Here is an 18,380-nt window from a genome sequence, read left to right as displayed (position 1 = left end):
GCATCGGCCACCCTGTCGCGCCCCGGAAACCGGACTCCGAAAACACAATCTCGAACCGGCGGTGTGTCCATCACCTCGAGAAAGGGCCGAGGCCAGGTCCCTATGCCCGTGTGAGGCGAAAGTGAACCGGATTTCCGGCTCAGCGGTTCCCGTTGCCGATACTTTCCGCCAGCGAACTGAGCGTGGCTTCCATACTTCGTGCAGTGTTCGTCCGTAACTGCAGTAGTTCTTCTCGGGTGGTGCCTAAAGGCGGTATCAATTTCTTTACCTGCCAGGACTCTTCAATTGTTGTCCCGGCGTTCTCGGAACGGAATGTGTAACTCCAGGTAACAATTTCAGATCCGTCCGAGACGACAGACCACGCGAAACAAGCACCGGGATCGGCCGACACGATCTTCAAGCGGGTGTCCCATTCGATCCCATCAGCCTTGTTGCGGCCGGAAAACCAGGCCCCGACAGTAGGCCGATAGCCGTTGTCGTATTCGGCATGAACCAGGTTGGGACTCCACTTGGGCATAGCGCTCACATCGCTGATCAAGTCGTAGACCTCGGTCGGCGATGCAGCGGCCCATATCTGCCGGGTAAGCCGGAGTTCGTTCAGATCGATTATGCTGGTCACCTTTTCTCCATCTGAAGTATCGGGCGAGACTCGGTCTCCGTGCGACAACGATTTTCGAGGTTGCATTCGTAGCGAGCGGCCCTTGTCTGCACGTTTGCTTCGCCGAGCCGCCGCGAACTTTTCAAGAAATTGGCGGCACATAATGACACCTGCGTCTGACATGCCAGCACTACACCCGGACGAGACTTCACCTCGGACTGGGACACCCACAAACGTTGTTTCACTGTCTGGAACAAAAAGGCTGGTCAGGGCGTACGGGCCCACTTCGGATCTATACTCCATCGACGTTCGCGCAAATCACCGAGAGATGACCAGCATCACTGGACGATCAACAGGCTCCCTTCTGTCGCGATCAGATGAGACTCTTACAGTGAACGACGCGATCATCCCCGAGGGGTTTGCTGAACGATCAGGTGACAGGTTGAGTCACGCGGCGTCAGCGGTTGATGTGGTCATGATGGTCTTTGGTCTACGGAGGTCAATCGGCAGAGTCCGACTTGGCGTCGGCGGTGGTAGGTCCTTTCAATCCAGGTGACGAAAGCGATCCTGAGATTGTCACGTCTGCGCCAGCGGCGGCGGTCCAGGACATTCTTTGCAGTAGAGAGAAGAAGCTCTCCATGGCCCTGCGTGTCAGGGTGAGTTGAGTCCACCGATTCACAGCAACCTCACCTGATGCAGGGCGAGATACGGATCGACCGAACATGACCGCTCCAGCGATCACAGACCACAATGAACCGATGGATCCAGCACATCCCAGAGCCGACAGCCCTCGCCGGCGCCGCACCTTCACCACCGCGGACAAGGTCGCGCACCTCACGGCGTACGAACTGGCCTGCGAACACGCCGGCGGAGCGTATCTGCGACGGGAGGGTCTGTACTCATCGCTGATCAGCGAATGGCGTAAGCAACGCGATGCCGGAGTACTCCAAGGTAAGAAACTTGGTGAAGAGGTCGGCAAACTGACTTCCGAACAAGCCGAAATCGCGAGACTTACCCGCGAACTTGCCCGGGTAAACAAGCGGCTGACCACACACCGAAGCCGCACTGGACATCATGGGAAAAGCACACGCTCTCTTGGAAAGTCTCTCCGAGGGAGCGGATTCGGGCGAGACGAACAACAAACGCTGACCGCTGTCTGGTCCGAACTCACCGCTGCCGGTGTCGGCACCCGAACGGCGAGCACACTGACCCATCTCGTCCGCTCGACAGCAACCAGACGCCGCACCGGAGCATGATTGCCCACACCGCCGACGGCGCCCCGCCCGGCACCGGTCAACAAACTCAGCGACCTCGAACGACGTCGCGTCCTCGACGTCCTTAATTTGCGATCGATTCGTCGACCAGGCTCCGCGGGAGATATTCGCTCAACTCCTCGACGAAGGGACGCACCTGTGTTCGGTGTCCACGATGTACCGAGTCCTGCGTGAGAATGCGCAGGTCACCGAGCGCAGGCGGCTCGCGCGGCAACCGGCGATGGCGTGTCCGGAACTGGTCGCGACTGCGGCCAGGCAGGTGCATTCGTAGGACATCACCAAGCTCGCCGGTCCGGGGAAAGGTCAGTACTTCGATGCGTACGTGATGATCGACATCTACTCGCGCTACATTGTCGGCGTCCATGTTCACACGCACGAATCCGGTGTGCTGGCAAGAGAATTGATGGAACAGATCTTCGCGGTGCATGGCATTCCGAACGTGGTCCACGCCGACCGCGGAACATCGACGGCCAGCAAGACCGTCGCGACGCTCCTCGCAGATCTCGACGTGACACGCTCACACTCACGTCCGCGAGTATCGAATGACAATACATTCTCGGAGTCGTTGTTCAAGGCGCTGAAGTGCGGGCCGGAGATTCCTGAGCGGTTCGGATCACTATTTGCAGCAAGGGAATTCATGGACAGCTTCACCAACTGGTACAACCGCGAGCATCGGCACACCGGAATCGGCTTGCATACTCCCGCTGATGTTCACTCGGACTCGCGGCAGACAAGGCCGCTGACTGCAGAAGTGTCCTCGCCGCGGCCCGCGAGCAACACCCACACCGTTTCGGCACCACAGTTGCGCCGAAGATCCTCGACCTGCCCGACAATGTCTGGATCAATCGACCAGCCGCCGAATCCAAGGACGCACAGGACTCCGAAACCGTTGCGGCTTAACACCGCCTTGACAAGTTCCGTGGCGGCATTGTCACCGGCCGAAGCGACGCGGCCCGCCGAGCCAGCCCGTGTGATGGCGTCCCAGAATGCGGACGAATTCTGTTGATCGAAATTGCGATCCTCTGTCGGTGTGGACCAAACGCCGCCGGCGATATCATCTCGACGGGCGACGGCGTGGTCGAGCGCCTAGGCCGCGAGTCGAGACTTCATCCGATGGCTGATGGAAGGACACCGCTCCGCTGTGGGGTACCGGCGAACACTTCGTCGCCGACGGATTTGGCGGCTGGCAATGGTTCAGTGATCGAAGCCTGACCACGTCGCTCAAACCACCCAGGGCGATCCGGTCCGCACCGATTCGCTCGCCGGGCCGGATGACGATGATGTCGCCGATCGCCAAAGTTGTTGTAAAACCTGTTCTTCGGCTCCGGTCTTGGTCACGTGTGTGGCCTTCGCCGGAGCCGGGTCGAGCAGGCGCTTCGCCGAATCCTCCGTCCTGCGCATTGCGACGGGGTCCAAGGCTCCGGAGGTGGCGAAGATGGCGGTCAACAGCTCGCCGTCGAGTATCTGCTCGATCGCGGCGACGATCATCAACGGGTCGACGTCAAGGACGGCGAGGATCCGTCGGTGCCCGTAGGCGTCCTTCGAATCGTCGAAGGTCTCACGAATGGCTTCTTTGAGCTCAGTCTGTCGGTCTGAATCGGACCGGAGTTTCCGGGGACTTTGATGTGCCCCGAGTTTCGTGGAGTCGTCATATTTGACTTCAGGCTACGGGTTGACGTGTGAAGTGTACGTACTCGAACTCGATCGGTGTCAGCATCCCGAGGGCACTGTGCCGACGCTGGCGATTGTGGAAGATCTCGAGGTACTCGAACATGGCATTGGCCAATTCGATCCTCGTTTTCCATCGTTTCCGATTCAAAAACTCGGTTTGCATTCTGCACCAGAAAGATTCGATCACGGCGTTGTCATAGCAATCGCCGATCGATCCCATCGACGGGACCAGTCCCGAGTCGTGCGCCCGGCGGGTGAACGCCCAGGACGTAAATTGCACTCCGTGGTCCGAGTGAATGAGTGTGCCGGGTGTCGGGCCTCGATTGGAAATGGCCATTCCCAGAGCGTTCGTCACCAACGTCGCCGTCTGAGAACTGTCGATAGACCACCCGACGACTCACCTCGAAAACGTATCCAGGACAACAGCGCAGTAAATTTTACCTTCGCGCGTGGGATGTTCGGTGATATCCGTGACCCACAGCTTGTTCGGCTCGTCGCGGGTGAACTTACGGTCGACGAGATCGCTTGCGGTCGGAGTCTGATGTTTGGAACGTGCACGTTTGTTTCCCCGGGAGTCCTTTCACACCAGCAGCTCTCATCAACAATTCGATACAGCCGTGTCCAACAGCAATACCGTGACCAAGAGTGAGTTCAGCGTGGACACGCCGCGCACCGTAGGTGCCATGCGAGGCGGTGTGAACCTCGATGATCAGCTGCGTCAACCAGGCATGTCTCAGTGCGCGTTCCGAGGGTGGCCGGTTTCGCCACTCGTAGAAGCAGGACTCCGACACCTCCGGGACCCGGCATGCCGTCTGAACGGGTAGCCCTTCCTTGGCCATCACTTCGATCGCTTCGAACCGCCTTTGCGGCCGCCACCGACTTCAGCAATTCGGTGGAACGCCGGGCTATAGCGAGCTCGGTCTCCAGTTCGGCGATACGACGACGGGCGGCGGCGAGATCAGCGCTCTCGATCGAGCTCAGCCCCGGCTTCTGTCCGGTATCGATGAGCTCCTGGTTTCGCCAGTTGTAGATGGTCTGCTCGGTGACATCGAGAGCTGCGGCGACCTCGGCGACGGTACGTCCTGACTTCAACAGGCGGCGGAACTCGGGTGGATAGCGTCGGGGCATCGTGGACCTCTCTCGGGTGCATCAATGCCTGAAGTAAACAAACGAACTCCGGGAAACTCGGCGCACATCACCTCAGCTGCCGAACCGCTGGCTTTGGGGTCGAGGTGCTCTCTGATGCCAGCGGGGCGATCCACCTGGCGAACGAGGTGGGCGAGGTAAGCGCGCAGCAACTCCACGAAACTTCGATGGTACTGCTGCACTCCAATTTCGCTGCCGTGGCAACCACGAATGACTGGGCGCGAGCGGTCGAGGCGGGCACCGCCCTTCCCAAGAGCGACTTAGGATCCTCAGCACTGCAGGGCGGAGCGGCGCACGTGCAGTCTGCCTAATCCTTTGTGCTTTCATCCTGTTCTGGCACAGTGATGTGCCGGAACAGGACGTGAGAAATGATCAGAATTTGTGGATCCCGGGAGGACGTACCTTCCCGGATGATGATCTGCAAGGAATCGAAATTCTGATCACGACCAGCGTTGGCGCGCTGGCGGGAAGGTACGCCCGTGCTCACGGTAATACACAACGACGACAACGAATCCAAATACAACGGCGGGCGGTCGCTACTCGACGAGATCGTCCGCGACGGTGCCCGGAAGATGCTCGCAGCAGCACTGCAGGCCGAGGTTGCCGCCTACATCGACCAGTTCGCTGACCATCTCGACGAGAAGGGGCATCTCCTGGTGGTCTGCAATGGCTACCACGCAGAACGTGACGTCCTGACCGCAGCGGGCGCGGTCAACGTAAAAGCTCCTCGGGTCGACGACAAGCGCATCGACCCTGAAACCGGAGAACGCCAAAGGTTTTCGTCGGCGATTCTGCCGGCCTGGGTACGCAAGTCCCCGCAGATGATCGAAGTCCTGCCACTGCTGTACCTCCATGGGATTTCCACCAGCGACTTCGGGCCAGCGCTCGCGCCGTCGGCGCGGATGACCATCAGGTGCAGGTCGCGCTCGTGCGATGCTGCGTACTCGGTCACCGGCTGCCCTTCGGGAGCGAGGATCTGGAACGACGGCTGGTCGTCGTCTCCGATCTGTGAGGGTGCGTGGATGGGGCCGAGCCGGTATCCGGATTGCTCGATCGAGAGGCCGTTCTCCTTCGCTACCTGTGGAGTGGACCGTTCCCGTTCCGCGATTCGATTATCGGCATATACCCGTGGGGGGTATTTCTTGCACGGGTACCCCGATCGTGGAATCCGATCAATCCGAGTCGTCCGTCCGGCACGTGCTGCTACGCAACGACATCGGACAGGGGAAGATCCGTGTTCCGGTTTGCTACCGCGGCCGCACCCTGGACGCGCGACGCGCTCGAACGATTGGCGAGCTATGGATTCGAGTGGTCACCCTGGTCTCGACGCGAGACGATGTCAGGGCGCTTGGACTGTCGACCTGGTGGCCGCCCTGTGCGCCGCCACGCTCTAGCGTTGCCCTCAAGCACGCCTTGATCCAGTCGGTCAGGATCCCACACGCTTCGCGTGCTTATGCCGATCTCGACGTGTCATTGGGGACAGAGGGATCCATTTGACACATCCCCAAGCAACGTCGCACCTGCAAAGCTGGGCCGAATCTCGATACTGCCCTCGATTCCCATGCGTTGTCTGTAACGGGAAGCTTGGAATAATGCGTATTCGGTTTATCGAAAAGGATTTGGGTCCAGGGTGAATGATCACTATATGTGGCTATTGCTGTTGAAAGACGTTCGAGGCATTGAGAATTGGAGTGCTCAAGAGTGGCCGACGCGGCTGTAGTCTCGGTTTGCTCGGGCTCGGTTGCGGCGAATCGTTTTCTGCTGACAGTACTTGGTGGGCGCGTAGATTTTGAGCCCTCGTCGAGAGAGAATTGATTGTTCGCTCTGACGCCCCTGGGCTTCGGATGGGCCCATCCGCTGGCCCGGGGGAGGATGTCGGATAGACCGCGCGCCTACGAGAGGCATTGTAGGCCAACGACACTACCGCAGTACCGTCCCGCCGAAGGCTGAAACTCGAGGAATGTGCGCTCGCTGACTACGGTATTGCGCCCTGGCGGTGCGTCAGCCGTCATCAAGTTTGTCGGGTGCCGGTCGAGGACGGCGTGGATGTCGACTGCTTGTTAGTGACTGTGCACCCAGAGGGGGTCAATCTTTCCTGCGTTGGCCAAGCGTTCGACCGTCGAGTTGGTCATGTTGAAAAAGTGTGGCGACGTCTCTGGGGTCAGGAAGTCGGTGGTGTCAGGGGGTTCGTATGGCGCGTGTGAATCTGGTGCCTCGATGGGAGTAGCCGTGATGTGGGTGTAGGTTTCATGGTCCCTCACTCCAGTTTCTCTGATCAGGGAGTAGATCGGTTCGACGGATGTTGTTTTGTAACCATCTCCTTTGTTTGCCCCTGAATCGGTGGTTTGCGAGGTTCCGCGCCAAGGAAAAGTGCGGGATATCTTTGCTCGGGTTGTCCAGGTCGAAGCCGCTACGCTCGGAACCGCCACGTCGCGACGGGACTCACACGACCCACGCTGGCGTCGACTAGTTGTTGTCAGACCGGATAGTCGTTGTGTCTCAACGGCATCAAGCGGTTGCTACAAGAGGGATCCACCAAAGTGCTCCGTCGGCGCAATCGCGCCCGCCAGATCTGGTCTACGCCAGGCGGCGTCGAAGGATGGGAAATTGCACCGGGAGCCTCCTCTCGCCAGGAACAGGCACGGAAGCGCCTGGCTCGTGGCCATGAAACATCGAGACCCGGGCCCTAGCCCTCGGTCCGGTTTTTTGGGCAACGGCAGCGATCAGCCAAGGCGGCTGCGTATTCATGTGCCTATCTATTGACATATAGGCGGGGATGCCGGTTAATTGACGCATCTCGGGACACGCCTCGTGTCTACAGAAGGAGGAACGCATGTCAGTGGAATTACCCGATGTTGCATCACTCACCCGAATATCGGATGGCTACGGTCTCCAGATCAACTCCAATGATATGGAGATCTACGAAGCAGCTGCCGGGGGCTTGTTGCAGTCGTGGAACAGAGTCGAGGAGCTGTACACCGAAATCGCACCCGTACCGCCGGTGAGGCAGTGGGAAACCCCTGCAGCGGCCGCAAATGCGAACAATGCCTGGTATGTCACGTCCGAAATTCGCGAATCAATGCAAGGCTCACTCGCCGGACGCCGCATCGCAGTCAAGGACAACACCGCTGTCGCCGGAATCCCGATGATGAACGGATCTCGAACGCTCGAAGGATTCGTCCCTGCTGAAGACGCCACGGTCGTTCGTCGGCTCCTCGATGCCGGAGCAGTGATCGCCGGAAAAGCAACATGCGAGGATCTCTGTTTTTCTGGAGGTTCGCACACCAGTAAGCCACACGCAGTTCGGAATCCGTGGGACCACAACCGCTCTGCGGCGGGATCGTCCAGCGGAAGTGCGGTGCTCGTGGCGACGGGTGAAGTCGATATGGCAGTTGGTGGAGATCAAGGCGGGTCGGTTCGCATGCCCGCAGCGTGGTGCGGTGTGGTGGGCCACAAACCCACTTTCGGTCTGGTGCCGTACACGGGCGCATTCCCCATCGAGCAGTCGATCGACCACCTCGGCCCGATTGCGAGAACGGTCACGGACACAGCCTTGATGCTGTCGGTCATGGCAGGTGTCGATGGCAAGGACCCCCGTCAGCCCACATCGATCGAAGCAGTGGATTACGTTGCTGCTCTGCAGGAGTCGGCCGATGGATTGAGTGTCGGTGTCGTAGTCGAAGGCTTCGGCCGAGGTAATTCCGACTCCGGATCAGACGAAGTGGTCCGTCGAGCAATCGAAGAGCTGAGGACCGCAGGCTTGCAGACCGAGGATGTGTCCATACCCTGGCACCTCGACGGCACTGCGGTGTGGGACGTCATCGCGACCGAAGGCGCGACCTGGCAAATGGTCGACGGCAACGGTTACGGAATGAACTGGAAAGGGCGATACGACCCCGAACTCATCGCCTACTACGGAGCTCAATCACGGCGTGATGCGAGTCAATTCTCGGAAACCGTCAAGTTGGTCACACTCGCGGGCCGTCATGCCATCGACACCGAATACGGGCGCCATTACGCCATGGCACGTAACCTCGAAGCACACTTGGCGGCAGCCTACGACGAAGCTCTCCAACGATATGACGTACTGGTCATGCCGACGATGCCGCTTCTACCGACACTGCTCCCCGCCGACGGCGCCCCAATCGACGAAGTTCTCGGACGCGGCCTCGAGATGATCGGCAATACCTGTCCGTTCGATGTCACCGGACATCCCGCATGCACGGTGCCGGCAGGGATGAGTGAGGACCTTCCAGTCGGACTGATGATCATCGGCCGACGATTCGACGATGCAACCGTGCTTCGCGTCGCGAAAGCGTTCGAGACTGCAGTGGGCGGCTTCCCGACCCTCGAAATGACAAGGAGTATCGCATGAATGGACTTTTCGACCTGGGCGGTGTCGACGGACTCGGACCGATCAACGCGTCGAAGCAAGAACCAGCCTTCCACGCAGAATGGGAGAAAGTCGTCCTGACGTTGTTCCCGGCACTTTTTCGTGCCGGTTGGTTCGGACTGGACTCGTTCCGCCACGGAATCGAGACCATGGACCCGGTCGTCTACCTCACCTCGCCGTACTACGAACATTGGCTACACACGTTCGAGACGCATGGTCAGCGAAACGGTGAACTCGACATGGACGAACTCGATCGCCGGACAGCCCATTTTCTGGCAAATCCAGACGCGCCGCTTCCCGAGCACGCATCGAACAAAGAGCTAGTGGATTTCATCGACGCCGCCAGTGCCGGCGGTGTTCCTCCGCAGCGTCCCACGGACAACCCCATCCGTTTTGCAGTCGGCGACAAGGTGCGACTGTCACACGATGCCCCGCACGGACACACCCGGCTGGCGCGCTACGTGCGGGGCAAGGTCGGCACCGTCTCGGTCCACCGCGGCTCGTTCGTGTATCCCGACGCAGCAGGCAACGGCCTCGGTGACGACCCTCAGCATGTTTACACGATTCTGTTCGACTCTGCCGAGCTCTGGGGTGAGCAAGCCGAGCCCAACACCACCACCACCTTCGATGTCTGGGATCCGTACATCGAGCACGTAGAACAAGCAGTAGGAGCGAACGCATGAACAGCATCTCCCGCACACCCGCCGAGATCACCGCGCGTGTGAAGGCTCTCGAATCGATGCTCATCGAAAAGGGGCTCGTCACAACGGAGATGGTCGACCGGATGGTCGAGATCTACGAGAACGAAGTGGGACCACAGTTGGGTGCCAAGGTGATTGCCAAGGCGTGGACGGACTCGGACTTCCGAACGCGTCTGATCGACGATGCCACAGAAGCGTGCAAGGAACTGGGCATCAGCGGGCTGCAGGGCGAGCACATGGTCGCTCTCGAGGACACTGATGACGTCCATCACGCAGTGGTGTGCACGCTGTGCTCATGCTATCCGTGGCCGGTCCTGGGGCTTCCCCCGAACTGGTACAAGGAACCCCAGTATCGGTCGCGAATGATTCGTGAACCTCGAAGCGTACTAGCTGAGGAATTCGACTATATCGTTCCCGAGTCCACGGAGATACGAGTGTGGGACTCCAGTTCCGAGGTGCGGTACTGGGTGCTTCCGCAGCGCCCCGAGGGAACTGAAGGGTGGTCGGAAGAGCAACTGGCAGCTCTTGTGACCCGTGACTCGATGATCGGTGTCGCCCCAGTCGAGGCTGTGTCGTGAGCCCGTCGGCAGCGGGAGCGTCACTCGAATCTCGCCGCGCTGAAATTGACGCCCTGGTGTGCGGATTGCCGGCACCCCGTGACGGTGATCAAGCATTCGACGAACCGTGGCAGATAAGAGCTTTCGCCCTCGCCGTGGGAGCGCACGAGGCGGGCGAGTTCGAATGGCCAGCGTTCCAGAGCGCTCTGATCGAATCGATCCGCAGTTGGGAAGAGCAGGACGCCGGCACGTCCGATTCGGGCTGGTCGTATTACGAGCATTGGGTGCGAGCTCTCGAGGTGGTCCTCGACAGTGTCGGGAAGTTGGATAGCGATGCCTTGAATCTCAGGACTCGCGAGGTGCTGGCAGTTCCGCCGAATCGTGGTCACCATGAAGCGCGTCTGGACCCGATCGCTATCGATCCGGGAACTCGATCCTGAACTCAGATGAGCACGACAGTCCGATGAGAAGAAGCCGACTTCGTTCTTTGACGTTGCAACTTTCGTCGCCTCTCTGAAAGAAATAGCGCATCGAAGATCGAGTCCCGCGATCACGTTGGATTACGGCTGCAGCATCACAGTATGCGGAAACCCCAGGAGAAGACATGCACATCGCAGAGGGTTTTCTTCCCCCTGTTCAAGCGGTCGCGTGGACGGTCGCATCAGCGCCCTTCGTTATCCACGGGGCCCGCTGCATCATTCGTCAGGTGCGGGAACATCCCGAGACGAAGCTTCTCCTGGGCGCGGCGGGCGCATTCACTTTCGTTCTTTCGGCCATCAAGCTCCCGTCCGTGACGGGAAGCTCGAGTCATCCGACCGGGACGGGATTGGGTGCGGTGCTGTTCAGACCGCCGGTGATGGCCTTCCTTGGTGTCGTGGTGCTGCTCTTCCAAGCCTTGCTTCTGGCGCACGGCGGCATCACGACACTCGGAGCCAACACCTTCTCGATGGCTGTCGTCGGTCCCTGGGTCGGGTACGGCGGGTATCGACTTGTTTCTCGGTTCACGACGAACACATCCCCTGCCATCTTCGCCGCCATGTTCTTGGCAGACCTCTCGACGTATTGCGTCACCTCGATGCAGCTGGCACTCGCCTTCCCCGACCCCGTATCAGGGGTAGGCGGAGCACTAGGAAAGTTTCTCGGCGTCTTCGCCTTGACCCAGGTGCCATTGGCTGTCGCAGAAGGCCTGCTCGGAGTGCTGGTCTTCCGGGTCTTGCGGACGGTCGCAAGCCCAGAACTCGTACGACTGGGGGTACTACCGATGCCCGTCGACAACAGCTCCGGCGGACGTACCGGTGCTCCACCATCATCGCAGCGAGGATTCTGACATGCGCAAATCGGTGATCGTCAATCTTGCTCTCGTCGCCGCAATTGTTCTGATCATCGTCGCTGCCCTCATGATGGATGCGCGCAGGCCCGGTGAACAGGAACGGTTCGTAGGTTCCGACTCGGCCGCTACCTCGCTCATCGAGGAACAGGATCCGAACTACGTGCCCTGGTTCTCGGCCGTCTTCGCTCCAACCTCCGGTGAAGTCGAGTCCGGACTCTTCGCGCTGCAAGCGGCGATTGGCGGTATAGCACTTGGTTACTGCGTCGGCGCACTGCGGCATAGACGACGCGACGAGTTCACCGGCACGCAGCCAGGAAAGGACTGACCCCGTGAAAGGCCTAGCCATCGACGACGCGGCCTGGTCAAGCAGGTGGCGTGATCATGGACTCGGCGGCAAAGCCTTCTTAAGCGTCGGGCTATTGGCGCTGACCCTGGTCTTGCCCGTCTGGCCTACATCACTGACGGTCGCGATTGCTGTGACCTGTCTGATCCTGGGACCTGCCGGGACGGATGTCCGCGTGTTTCGGCGGGCGTGTACGGCGCCACTGGGATTCATCGTATTGAGCTCGATTGCCGTAGCCGTCACGGTGCATGTCGATCCCTCATTGTCGATCCAGGTCAGCGAAACATCACTGTTGCGCGCTCTTGAAGTCGCAGGACGTGCCGCAGCCGGAACGCTGGCCGTTCTCCTGCTTTCTCTGACTACTCCCATGACAGATCTGATGAGTGGGCTTCGAAGGGCGCGAGTACCCGCGGGATGCGTCGAGGTAGCTTCCCTGATGTATCGGATGCTGTTCGTGCTTCTCGACACCACGCGAACGGTCCGGCGCAGCCAGGTCGCACGTCTGGGAAACGTGTCGGTCAAGCAGACAATCAAATCCAGTGCTGATCTCATGGCGGTAATTCTGATCAGATCCTGGGATCAGGCGCGCCGACTCGAACAGGGACTGGCTGGCCGCGGTTACACAAATCAACTCACTACTCTCGACGATCCTCCTCCTACGAAACGAGTCTTCGTGGCCGCCACAGCGGGGCTACTCCTCGTAATAGTCACCCTGACTGCAACCGTCAGGAGCGCGGTGTGAGTCATCGAACTCTACGAGCCGACAACCTTGTCGCCTACTACTCCGTGGACACCCCGGTGCTGAAGGGGGCGTCACTGCAGATCCGACCGGCCCGACGGCTTGCATTGCTCGGCGCCAACGGTTCCGGTAAGTCCACACTGTTGTCCTGTCTCGCCGGAAGTACGCAGCCCAAATCCGGGACGGTACTGGTGGACGGTGAACCACTGCGCTACACACGCCGTGGCCTCAGAGATCACCGGCAGGCGGTCCAGCTCGTTCTTCAGGATCCGAACGATCAATTGTTTTCTGCTGATGTGGCACAAGATGTTTCGTTCGGTCCGACGAATCTGGGTCTGCCTCCCACGGAGGTGAGAGAGCGCGTTTCTGAAGCGCTGGATCTACTCGGGCTCGAACATTTGCGGCGCAAACCGACCCACCACCTGTCCTACGGGGAGAAGAAACGTGTTGCGATAGCGGGCGCTCTTGCGATGCAACCCTGTGTATTACTGCTCGACGAGCCGACCGCCGGACTGGATCCACAGGGCGTTGATGAAATGGTGGAGGCTGTGATCAGTCTCGAACGACACGACACCACAATCGTCATTGCCACGCACGACGTGGCATTCGCTCTGGAATGGGCCGACGACGCTGCGGTAATGTGCGATGGGGCCGTCACCACGGGAGATCCGCGGAACCTACTCGGAAACGAGGCCCTGCTCTCGTCCGCGAGATTAAAGCAACCGTGGTCGCTTCGTTTGGCGAATGCCCTTTCCGAGCGTGGCATGGTTCCGGCAAATTCCCGCCCCCGCACCGTCGAGGAGATGACTCGACTGTTGTGTGGAGAGCATGCCGAGATGATTCTTTGAATCATCGGGCAGATTACTTCTCGAGTTGGAAGTTGGAGTCAGGCTGGTTCAGCCGGCGCACGAGCCGAAGGGGTCAATAGCTTCTAGCTTGCCATCGACCGAGTGTGCAACGTATATCGGTTGTCTCAGGCCGCGCGAGGACACCTCTACATGACCACGCGGACCGGTGAAGGTGACCCCATCGCGTAGTTGGCGACCGACAGCAGACGGGTCGATATCTCCGGCAGCGGTTGCCGCCCTCGCGACCAAATGAAGTGCCTCGTATACACATTCGGTCAAGCTCGATACCGGCGGTGCATCGGCTCCGAATCGGGCCCTGTATGTCGCGAGGAACGCGACATTCTCGGCGGACTGCAGTGCCTCGAAGTAGGAGAACACCGTCCACAGGCCGGCACTTGCGATCGGGCCGATGTACTCATGAGTCGACTCGTCGAGGGTGAAAGACACTGTCCTGGTTTTCGTGGCCATTCCGGCGGCATACATCTGCTGTTCGAAAGCGACCTCGTCCGCTCCGACGAATGTCGACACCACGAGCTCAGCGCGAGAGCGCTCGATCGAATCGATCAGACTGGAAAAATCGATCGTGCCCAGAGGCAAGTAGTGTTCGTCGCCGGCCACACCTCCGGCCCGAGTGATGACTTTTCTCGCGGACCGCAGCATTGAACGTGGCCAGCAGTAGTCGTTTCCCGCCAGGAAGAAGCGTTCACCACCCGTTGCATGCATCACCGCGGGGATGGCAGCAGAAGCCTGTGCCATCGGACGCTCACCGAGCCGGAAACTTTCCTCGCCGGCTGCCCCACCTTCATTCATCAGGGTATGGAGCAGAAGTACACGATGCTTGCGTGCTACCGGCAGCAGCTTGCGGAACGTCGCCGATGTGACGTTGGCAAGCACGACGTCACATCCGGACGCTTTGAGACGCACGAGTTCGGCAGCCCCAAGCCCGGGATGAGAGCCGTCGTCGCCGTGAAGAAGCTCGATATCGCGTCCCAGGACCCCTCCGCTGTGATTGAGTTCTTCGACCGCCAATGTCGCCATATTCCTGGTCGCGACCGAAAATACACTTGCCGCACCACTACCGCTCGCAAGCATGCCCACCTTCCAGCTGGAAGTCGGCTGTGCTGAAGTGATGACGGGCATGTACAGCCGAGTGGCCCAATTCATGACGTCTTCGTCGATGCTGCTGGTCAGTCGGACGCGGCAGGTTCCGTCAGGTCGCGAGCGAACTCGTATGGTAATACGCCCCTGCCAAGGAAGCTCATGCGCGATGACGAGAAGTCCCGGGTATTCGAGTTGCACGATTCGTCCGAGAATGTCGGTCTCTTGGCCGCCGAGACTGGGCGGCAGCGTCATCGAGACCCTGATAGGGACCCCCACCTCGATGCGGCTGCCGACTGGCAAACGCCACGACGGAATCCCGCGCTCTGAAATCAGATGGAATGCATCCCCGGGTGAGCACGGAAGATCTACTTGTTCTGCGATCACGATCTCACCCATGTATTGCCTCTCAGGCTGAGATGATAGTGGGATCCGAATCGCGGGAAGCGCCCGCCTCGGACGCTTGATTGCTCAGATCGGCAACAGCAGACCGGTAAATCGAGGCCACGAAATCCACAACTTGCGACGCCGGTGCCGGGTCGACGCTGTAGTAGCGAAAACGACCTTCGCGCCGTTCGGAAACAACGCCCGCCAGTCTTAACACTCTTAGATGACTCGAGACAGCCGTGCGTCCGACATGGGTGATGCGCTCAGCGATATCGTTCACCGACTTTTCGCCCTCACCGAGCACGAGTAAGATTTCGCGCCGCGTCGGATCCCCGAGTGCATCGAGAACGGCAGAAGCGTCACCGCCTATCACGATGAATACCTCCATATTTGGATCGAGGGCAGCAGTTAGGAATACCAAACAGTCTACCTCATCCGCCAATGAGTCATTGTGTATTGACATGACCACCATCCTGGGAGAGAGTTTCACAGTCAGCAGCAGGTTGGTTCATCGGGAGGCTTCAGTGTTCGTTCCGTTCAGTGTCAACGATTTTCTCGACCGTGCGGATACTGCATACGGCCAGCGCATCGGAGTAGTAGACGAGCCGCGCGAGTCCGGCCTCGGCGGAGTGACCTATGCCCAGGTTCGGGATCTTGCACAGCGACAGGCCGCCAAACTCGACGAACTCGGAATCGCGGTCGGCGAACGAGTCGCGATTATCAGCCAGAACAGCAGCCGCTTGCTTATCTCGTACTTCGGCGTCAGCGGCTGGGGGCGCGTGCTGGTCCCCGTCAACTTCAGATTGAGTGCCGACGAAGTGCAGTACATCGTCGATCAGTCCGGGGCTCGCGTGCTCTACATGGATGCGGAACTGAAGGAGTCCCTGGCCGACGTCAGATGCGAGCACACGTTCGTGCTGGATGACGACGAAGATCTGTATGCCGACCCGAGCATCCAACCAGTTGCATGGGAGCCCGATGAGGGGGCCACCGCGACGATCAATTACACCTCGGGGACCACCGCGCGACCCAAGGGTGTTCAGATCACACACCGGAACATCTGGGTGAACGCAATGACATTCGGCCTCCATATCCAGGTCAGCGACCGTGATGTATACCTGCACACTTTGCCTATGTTTCACGCGAACGGCTGGGGCATGCCCTTCGCAATGACCGGGGTCGGCGCCAAGCACATCGTGCTACGGAAAGTCGACGGGATGGAGATCCTGCGGCGGGTCCGAGACCATGGCGTCACCGTCTTGTGCGGCGCCCCAGCGGTTGCAGCTGCTGTTCTCGAGGCTGCCCGTACCTGGGATGGCGAATTGCCGGGCCGCGGCCGTGTTCGAATGATCGGTGGTGGTGCGCCGCCACCGACCAAGACAGTCGTTCGCTTGTACGAAGAACTCGGGTGGGAGTTCATTCAGGTCTATGGCTTGACCGAGACGTCACCGCTTCTGACTCTTAACCGGAGCCGAGCAGAATGGGATGATCTTCCCCCCGAGGCCTTGGCGCAGAAGCTTACTCGCGCTGGTGTGCCTGCCCTCGGTGTCCGGTTGAAGATCGACGAATCGCCCGAAACAGCAGGGGAGGTGTTGGCCCGGTCCAATGTTGTTTTCGAGAGTTACTGGGAGAAACCTTCGGAGACCGGGGCGGCTTTGGCCGGCGGATGGTTTCATACCGGTGACGGGGGCTTTATTTCCAACGACGGCTACCTCACGATCTCTGACCGCAAGAAAGATGTCATTGTCACCGGCGGTGAGAACGTCTCCTCCATCGAGGTAGAGGACGCACTTTTCTCGCACCCCGCGGTCGACGAAGTCTGCGTCATCGGGGTGCCGAGCGAGAAGTGGGGTGAGACGATCAAAGCGCTTGTCGTGCTGGCTCCTGACACGGTACCGACCACCGACCTGGAAGTTGAATTGATCCGCTGGTGCAAAACTCGGCTCGCGAGCTACAAGGCGCCGACATCGGTGGAGTTCAGAGATGTACTTGCACGCACAACCACGGGCAAGCTGCAGAAATTCAAACTCCGCGCGCAGTATTGGGATTCCGCTGCTCGTCAGGTGAATTAGCCACTACAACCCGCCCTGAGTGCATCATCGACGCCATCTGGTCTACGACAAGCGTCCTTCCTTCTTTTTCGCGATGTTCCACTTCCCCCGAAACTGCGGTCGGGTGGGTGATCCGACAGGGGCGAGAGCGGGCAAATCTCACCGATCCGCACACAGAAAGGACTGGTATGCAGCAGCTTGTCGATGGTGCTTGGTTGGAGGCCCGTCTGGGGCGTGAGGACCTGTGCATTTTGCATTGCTCGATCACCCACATGACGGATGAGGACGGCAAACCGGATTATGGGAGCGGTCGTTCCGGGTGGGCGGAAGGACACATTCCGGGATCTCGACATGTGGATCTGGTGGGTGACCTGTCGGACAAGAATGCTGATATTCCCCTCATGATGCCGTCGCTCGATCAGTTGCGGTCCGCACTCGAGGCGGTCGGTGCTGCCGATGGGCGACAAATTGTGTTGTACGACAACAACTTCAGTATGTGGGCTGCCAGAGTGTGGTGGATGCTGCGAGCTGTGTCGATTGACGCCGCGGTGCTCGACGGTGGATGGCGGACCTGGACTCGGGAGGGCCGCCCGGTCGAGACCGGGGATCAGCAACCCGAGGCGAGCGGCGCGTTGACGCTTACTCCGAGGCCTGGATCCTTCGTTACGAAGGAGGATGTTCTCGATCAGCTCGGCAACGAGTCCATCTGCTTGATCGATGCCCTGCATCCCAAGGTGTTTCGTGGTGAGCGTCAGGATTACCAGCGGCCCGGTCATATCCCTGGTGCCCAAAATGTATCGGCTCTTCACCTCGTGGATCGAAACACTCACCAGTATCTTCCTCTCGAGGGTCTCCGTGAACGCTTCGAGCAGACCTCCGCGGATAGTGCTGAGCGCGTGATCACCTACTGCGGTGCGGGTGTTGCCGGATCTTCGGCAGCGTTCGCGCTCGGCCTGCTGGGAATCTCCAACGTCGCCGTTTACGACGGATCGCTGAATGAGTGGGCAGCTGACCCGACACTGCCCATGACGATTTCCTCTCACTGAACGGTTACACGGGGGAAGCAACGTCATCAAAATGATGGAACCGGCAGGCAGTGACTGGAATGCGGCAGGACGGGCGTCACGGATGGGCGCATCTTTGCGCGCTCGATCGTTCTTCCTGCCACGTGTTTTCGGTCATCATCAATCCTGCACACGAAAAATTGCTATACGAAAACAGGAAGATCGCCCATCCACCCGAAA

General features: G+C 59.6%; 13 protein-coding genes and 6 pseudogenes. 13 read left to right on the top strand and 6 right to left on the bottom strand.

Features of this window, described 5'->3' with window-relative positions; translation table 11 throughout:
* Positions 1–139: 139 nt before the first annotated feature.
* Entirely contained in the window at positions 140–781 is a 642-nt protein-coding gene (locus ACVZUB_RS30695) for an SRPBCC family protein (protein WP_482628833.1), read from the bottom strand.
* A gap of 290 nt (positions 782–1,071) precedes the next feature.
* A pseudogene (locus ACVZUB_RS30690) lies at positions 1,072–1,241 on the bottom strand (IS3 family transposase); the annotation flags it as partial.
* Between the two features lie 115 nt (positions 1,242–1,356).
* Here ACVZUB_RS30690 and ACVZUB_RS30685 point away from each other — a divergent pair.
* Positions 1,357–2,772 (top strand): annotated as a pseudogene (locus tag ACVZUB_RS30685) (DDE-type integrase/transposase/recombinase).
* Between the two features lie 224 nt (positions 2,773–2,996).
* Here the strand turns inward: ACVZUB_RS30685 and ACVZUB_RS30680 are convergent.
* Together ACVZUB_RS30680 and ACVZUB_RS30675 are read right to left on the bottom strand one after the other, a co-directional pair.
* Positions 2,997–3,378 (bottom strand): annotated as a pseudogene (locus ACVZUB_RS30680) (P-type ATPase actuator domain-containing protein); the annotation flags it as partial.
* A gap of 154 nt (positions 3,379–3,532) precedes the next feature.
* Positions 3,533–4,671 (bottom strand): annotated as a pseudogene (locus tag ACVZUB_RS30675) (IS3 family transposase).
* Positions 4,672–4,760: 89 nt separating this feature from the next.
* On the opposite strand from ACVZUB_RS30675, the pseudogene ACVZUB_RS30670 reads away from it, so the two are divergent.
* The 10 genes and pseudogenes from ACVZUB_RS30670 to ACVZUB_RS30625 form a co-directional block, all read left to right on the top strand.
* Positions 4,761–5,000 (top strand): annotated as a pseudogene (locus ACVZUB_RS30670) (cysteine hydrolase); the annotation flags it as partial.
* A gap of 168 nt (positions 5,001–5,168) precedes the next feature.
* A pseudogene (locus ACVZUB_RS30665) lies at positions 5,169–5,576 on the top strand (transposase); the annotation flags it as partial.
* A gap of 1,946 nt (positions 5,577–7,522) precedes the next feature.
* Positions 7,523–9,064: an amidase gene (locus tag ACVZUB_RS30660; RefSeq protein WP_283568357.1), complete on the top strand. Its 1,542-nt coding sequence runs from the start codon at positions 7,523–7,525 to the stop codon at positions 9,062–9,064.
* Positions 9,061–9,765, top strand: a complete 705-nt coding sequence (nthB, locus tag ACVZUB_RS30655) for a nitrile hydratase subunit beta (protein WP_283568358.1) — start codon at positions 9,061–9,063, stop codon at positions 9,763–9,765. Before ACVZUB_RS30660 ends, nthB begins: the two co-directional genes overlap by 4 nt.
* Positions 9,762–10,361, top strand: a complete 600-nt coding sequence (gene nthA / locus ACVZUB_RS30650) for a nitrile hydratase subunit alpha (RefSeq protein WP_283568359.1) — start codon at positions 9,762–9,764, stop codon at positions 10,359–10,361. The genes nthB and nthA overlap by 4 nt, the downstream gene beginning before the upstream one ends.
* Positions 10,358–10,780, top strand: a complete 423-nt coding sequence (locus ACVZUB_RS30645; protein ID WP_082920759.1) for a nitrile hydratase accessory protein — start codon at positions 10,358–10,360, stop codon at positions 10,778–10,780. Before nthA ends, ACVZUB_RS30645 begins: the two co-directional genes overlap by 4 nt.
* Positions 10,781–10,944: 164 nt before the next feature.
* Positions 10,945–11,667, top strand: coding sequence for an energy-coupling factor ABC transporter permease (locus ACVZUB_RS30640; RefSeq protein ID WP_283568360.1), 723 nt, complete (start codon positions 10,945–10,947; stop codon positions 11,665–11,667).
* 1 nt (position 11,668) lies between these two features.
* Positions 11,669–11,995, top strand: a complete 327-nt coding sequence (locus ACVZUB_RS30635) for an energy-coupling factor ABC transporter substrate-binding protein (protein WP_064444894.1) — start codon at positions 11,669–11,671, stop codon at positions 11,993–11,995.
* 4 nt (positions 11,996–11,999) lie between these two features.
* The gene (gene cbiQ / locus ACVZUB_RS30630; protein WP_283568361.1) at positions 12,000–12,755 is read left to right on the top strand and encodes a cobalt ECF transporter T component CbiQ; all 756 of its coding nucleotides are present in this window, start codon (positions 12,000–12,002) and stop codon (positions 12,753–12,755) included.
* Positions 12,752–13,600, top strand: a complete 849-nt coding sequence (locus tag ACVZUB_RS30625; protein ID WP_283568362.1) for an energy-coupling factor ABC transporter ATP-binding protein — start codon at positions 12,752–12,754, stop codon at positions 13,598–13,600. The genes cbiQ and ACVZUB_RS30625 overlap by 4 nt, the downstream gene beginning before the upstream one ends.
* A gap of 48 nt (positions 13,601–13,648) precedes the next feature.
* Here ACVZUB_RS30625 and ACVZUB_RS30620 read toward each other — a convergent pair whose 3' ends face one another.
* Together ACVZUB_RS30620 and ACVZUB_RS30615 are read right to left on the bottom strand one after the other, a co-directional pair.
* Positions 13,649–14,953 carry a substrate-binding protein gene (locus tag ACVZUB_RS30620; RefSeq protein ID WP_283568363.1) on the bottom strand — a complete coding sequence of 435 codons (1,305 nt, stop codon included), beginning with the start codon at positions 14,951–14,953 and terminating at the stop codon, positions 13,649–13,651.
* Between the two features lie 154 nt (positions 14,954–15,107).
* Positions 15,108–15,548, bottom strand: a complete 441-nt coding sequence (locus tag ACVZUB_RS30615) for an ArsR/SmtB family transcription factor (RefSeq protein WP_283568364.1) — start codon at positions 15,546–15,548, stop codon at positions 15,108–15,110.
* A gap of 61 nt (positions 15,549–15,609) precedes the next feature.
* Between ACVZUB_RS30615 and ACVZUB_RS30610 the strand changes: the two genes are divergently transcribed.
* On the top strand, positions 15,610–17,157 hold the full coding sequence (locus ACVZUB_RS30610) for a class I adenylate-forming enzyme family protein (protein ID WP_283568367.1): 1,548 nt from the start codon (positions 15,610–15,612) through the stop codon (positions 17,155–17,157).
* A gap of 167 nt (positions 17,158–17,324) precedes the next feature.
* Positions 17,325–18,182, top strand: a complete 858-nt coding sequence (locus ACVZUB_RS30605; protein WP_064444898.1) for a sulfurtransferase — start codon at positions 17,325–17,327, stop codon at positions 18,180–18,182.
* Positions 18,183–18,380: the final 198 nt, after the last annotated feature.

The sequence above is a fragment of the Rhodococcus sp. OS5 genome (genome assembly GCF_056837585.1).
Note: the sequence above shows the minus strand (reverse complement) of the source record. Positions and strands in the feature narration are given on the sequence as shown.

Bases quoted from the DNA above. Each gene is read 5' to 3' on its own strand.
- ACVZUB_RS30640 (WP_283568360.1), top strand. From the start codon at position 10,945: ATGCACATCGCAGAGGGTTTTCTTCCCCCTGTTCAAGCGGTCGCGTGG.
- nthA (WP_283568359.1), top strand. From the start codon at position 9,762: ATGAACAGCATCTCCCGCACACCCGCCGAGATCACCGCGCGTGTGAAG.
- ACVZUB_RS30615 (WP_283568364.1), bottom strand. From the start codon at position 15,548: ATGTCAATACACAATGACTCATTGGCGGATGAGGTAGACTGTTTGGTA.
- ACVZUB_RS30695 (WP_482628833.1), bottom strand. From the start codon at position 781: ATGTCAGACGCAGGTGTCATTATGTGCCGCCAATTTCTTGAAAAGTTC.
- ACVZUB_RS30660 (WP_283568357.1), top strand. From the start codon at position 7,523: ATGTCAGTGGAATTACCCGATGTTGCATCACTCACCCGAATATCGGAT.
- ACVZUB_RS30605 (WP_064444898.1), top strand. From the start codon at position 17,325: ATGCAGCAGCTTGTCGATGGTGCTTGGTTGGAGGCCCGTCTGGGGCGT.
- ACVZUB_RS30620 (WP_283568363.1), bottom strand. From the start codon at position 14,953: ATGACGCTGCCGCCCAGTCTCGGCGGCCAAGAGACCGACATTCTCGGA.
- nthB (WP_283568358.1), top strand. From the start codon at position 9,061: ATGAATGGACTTTTCGACCTGGGCGGTGTCGACGGACTCGGACCGATC.
- ACVZUB_RS30635 (WP_064444894.1), top strand. From the start codon at position 11,669: ATGCGCAAATCGGTGATCGTCAATCTTGCTCTCGTCGCCGCAATTGTT.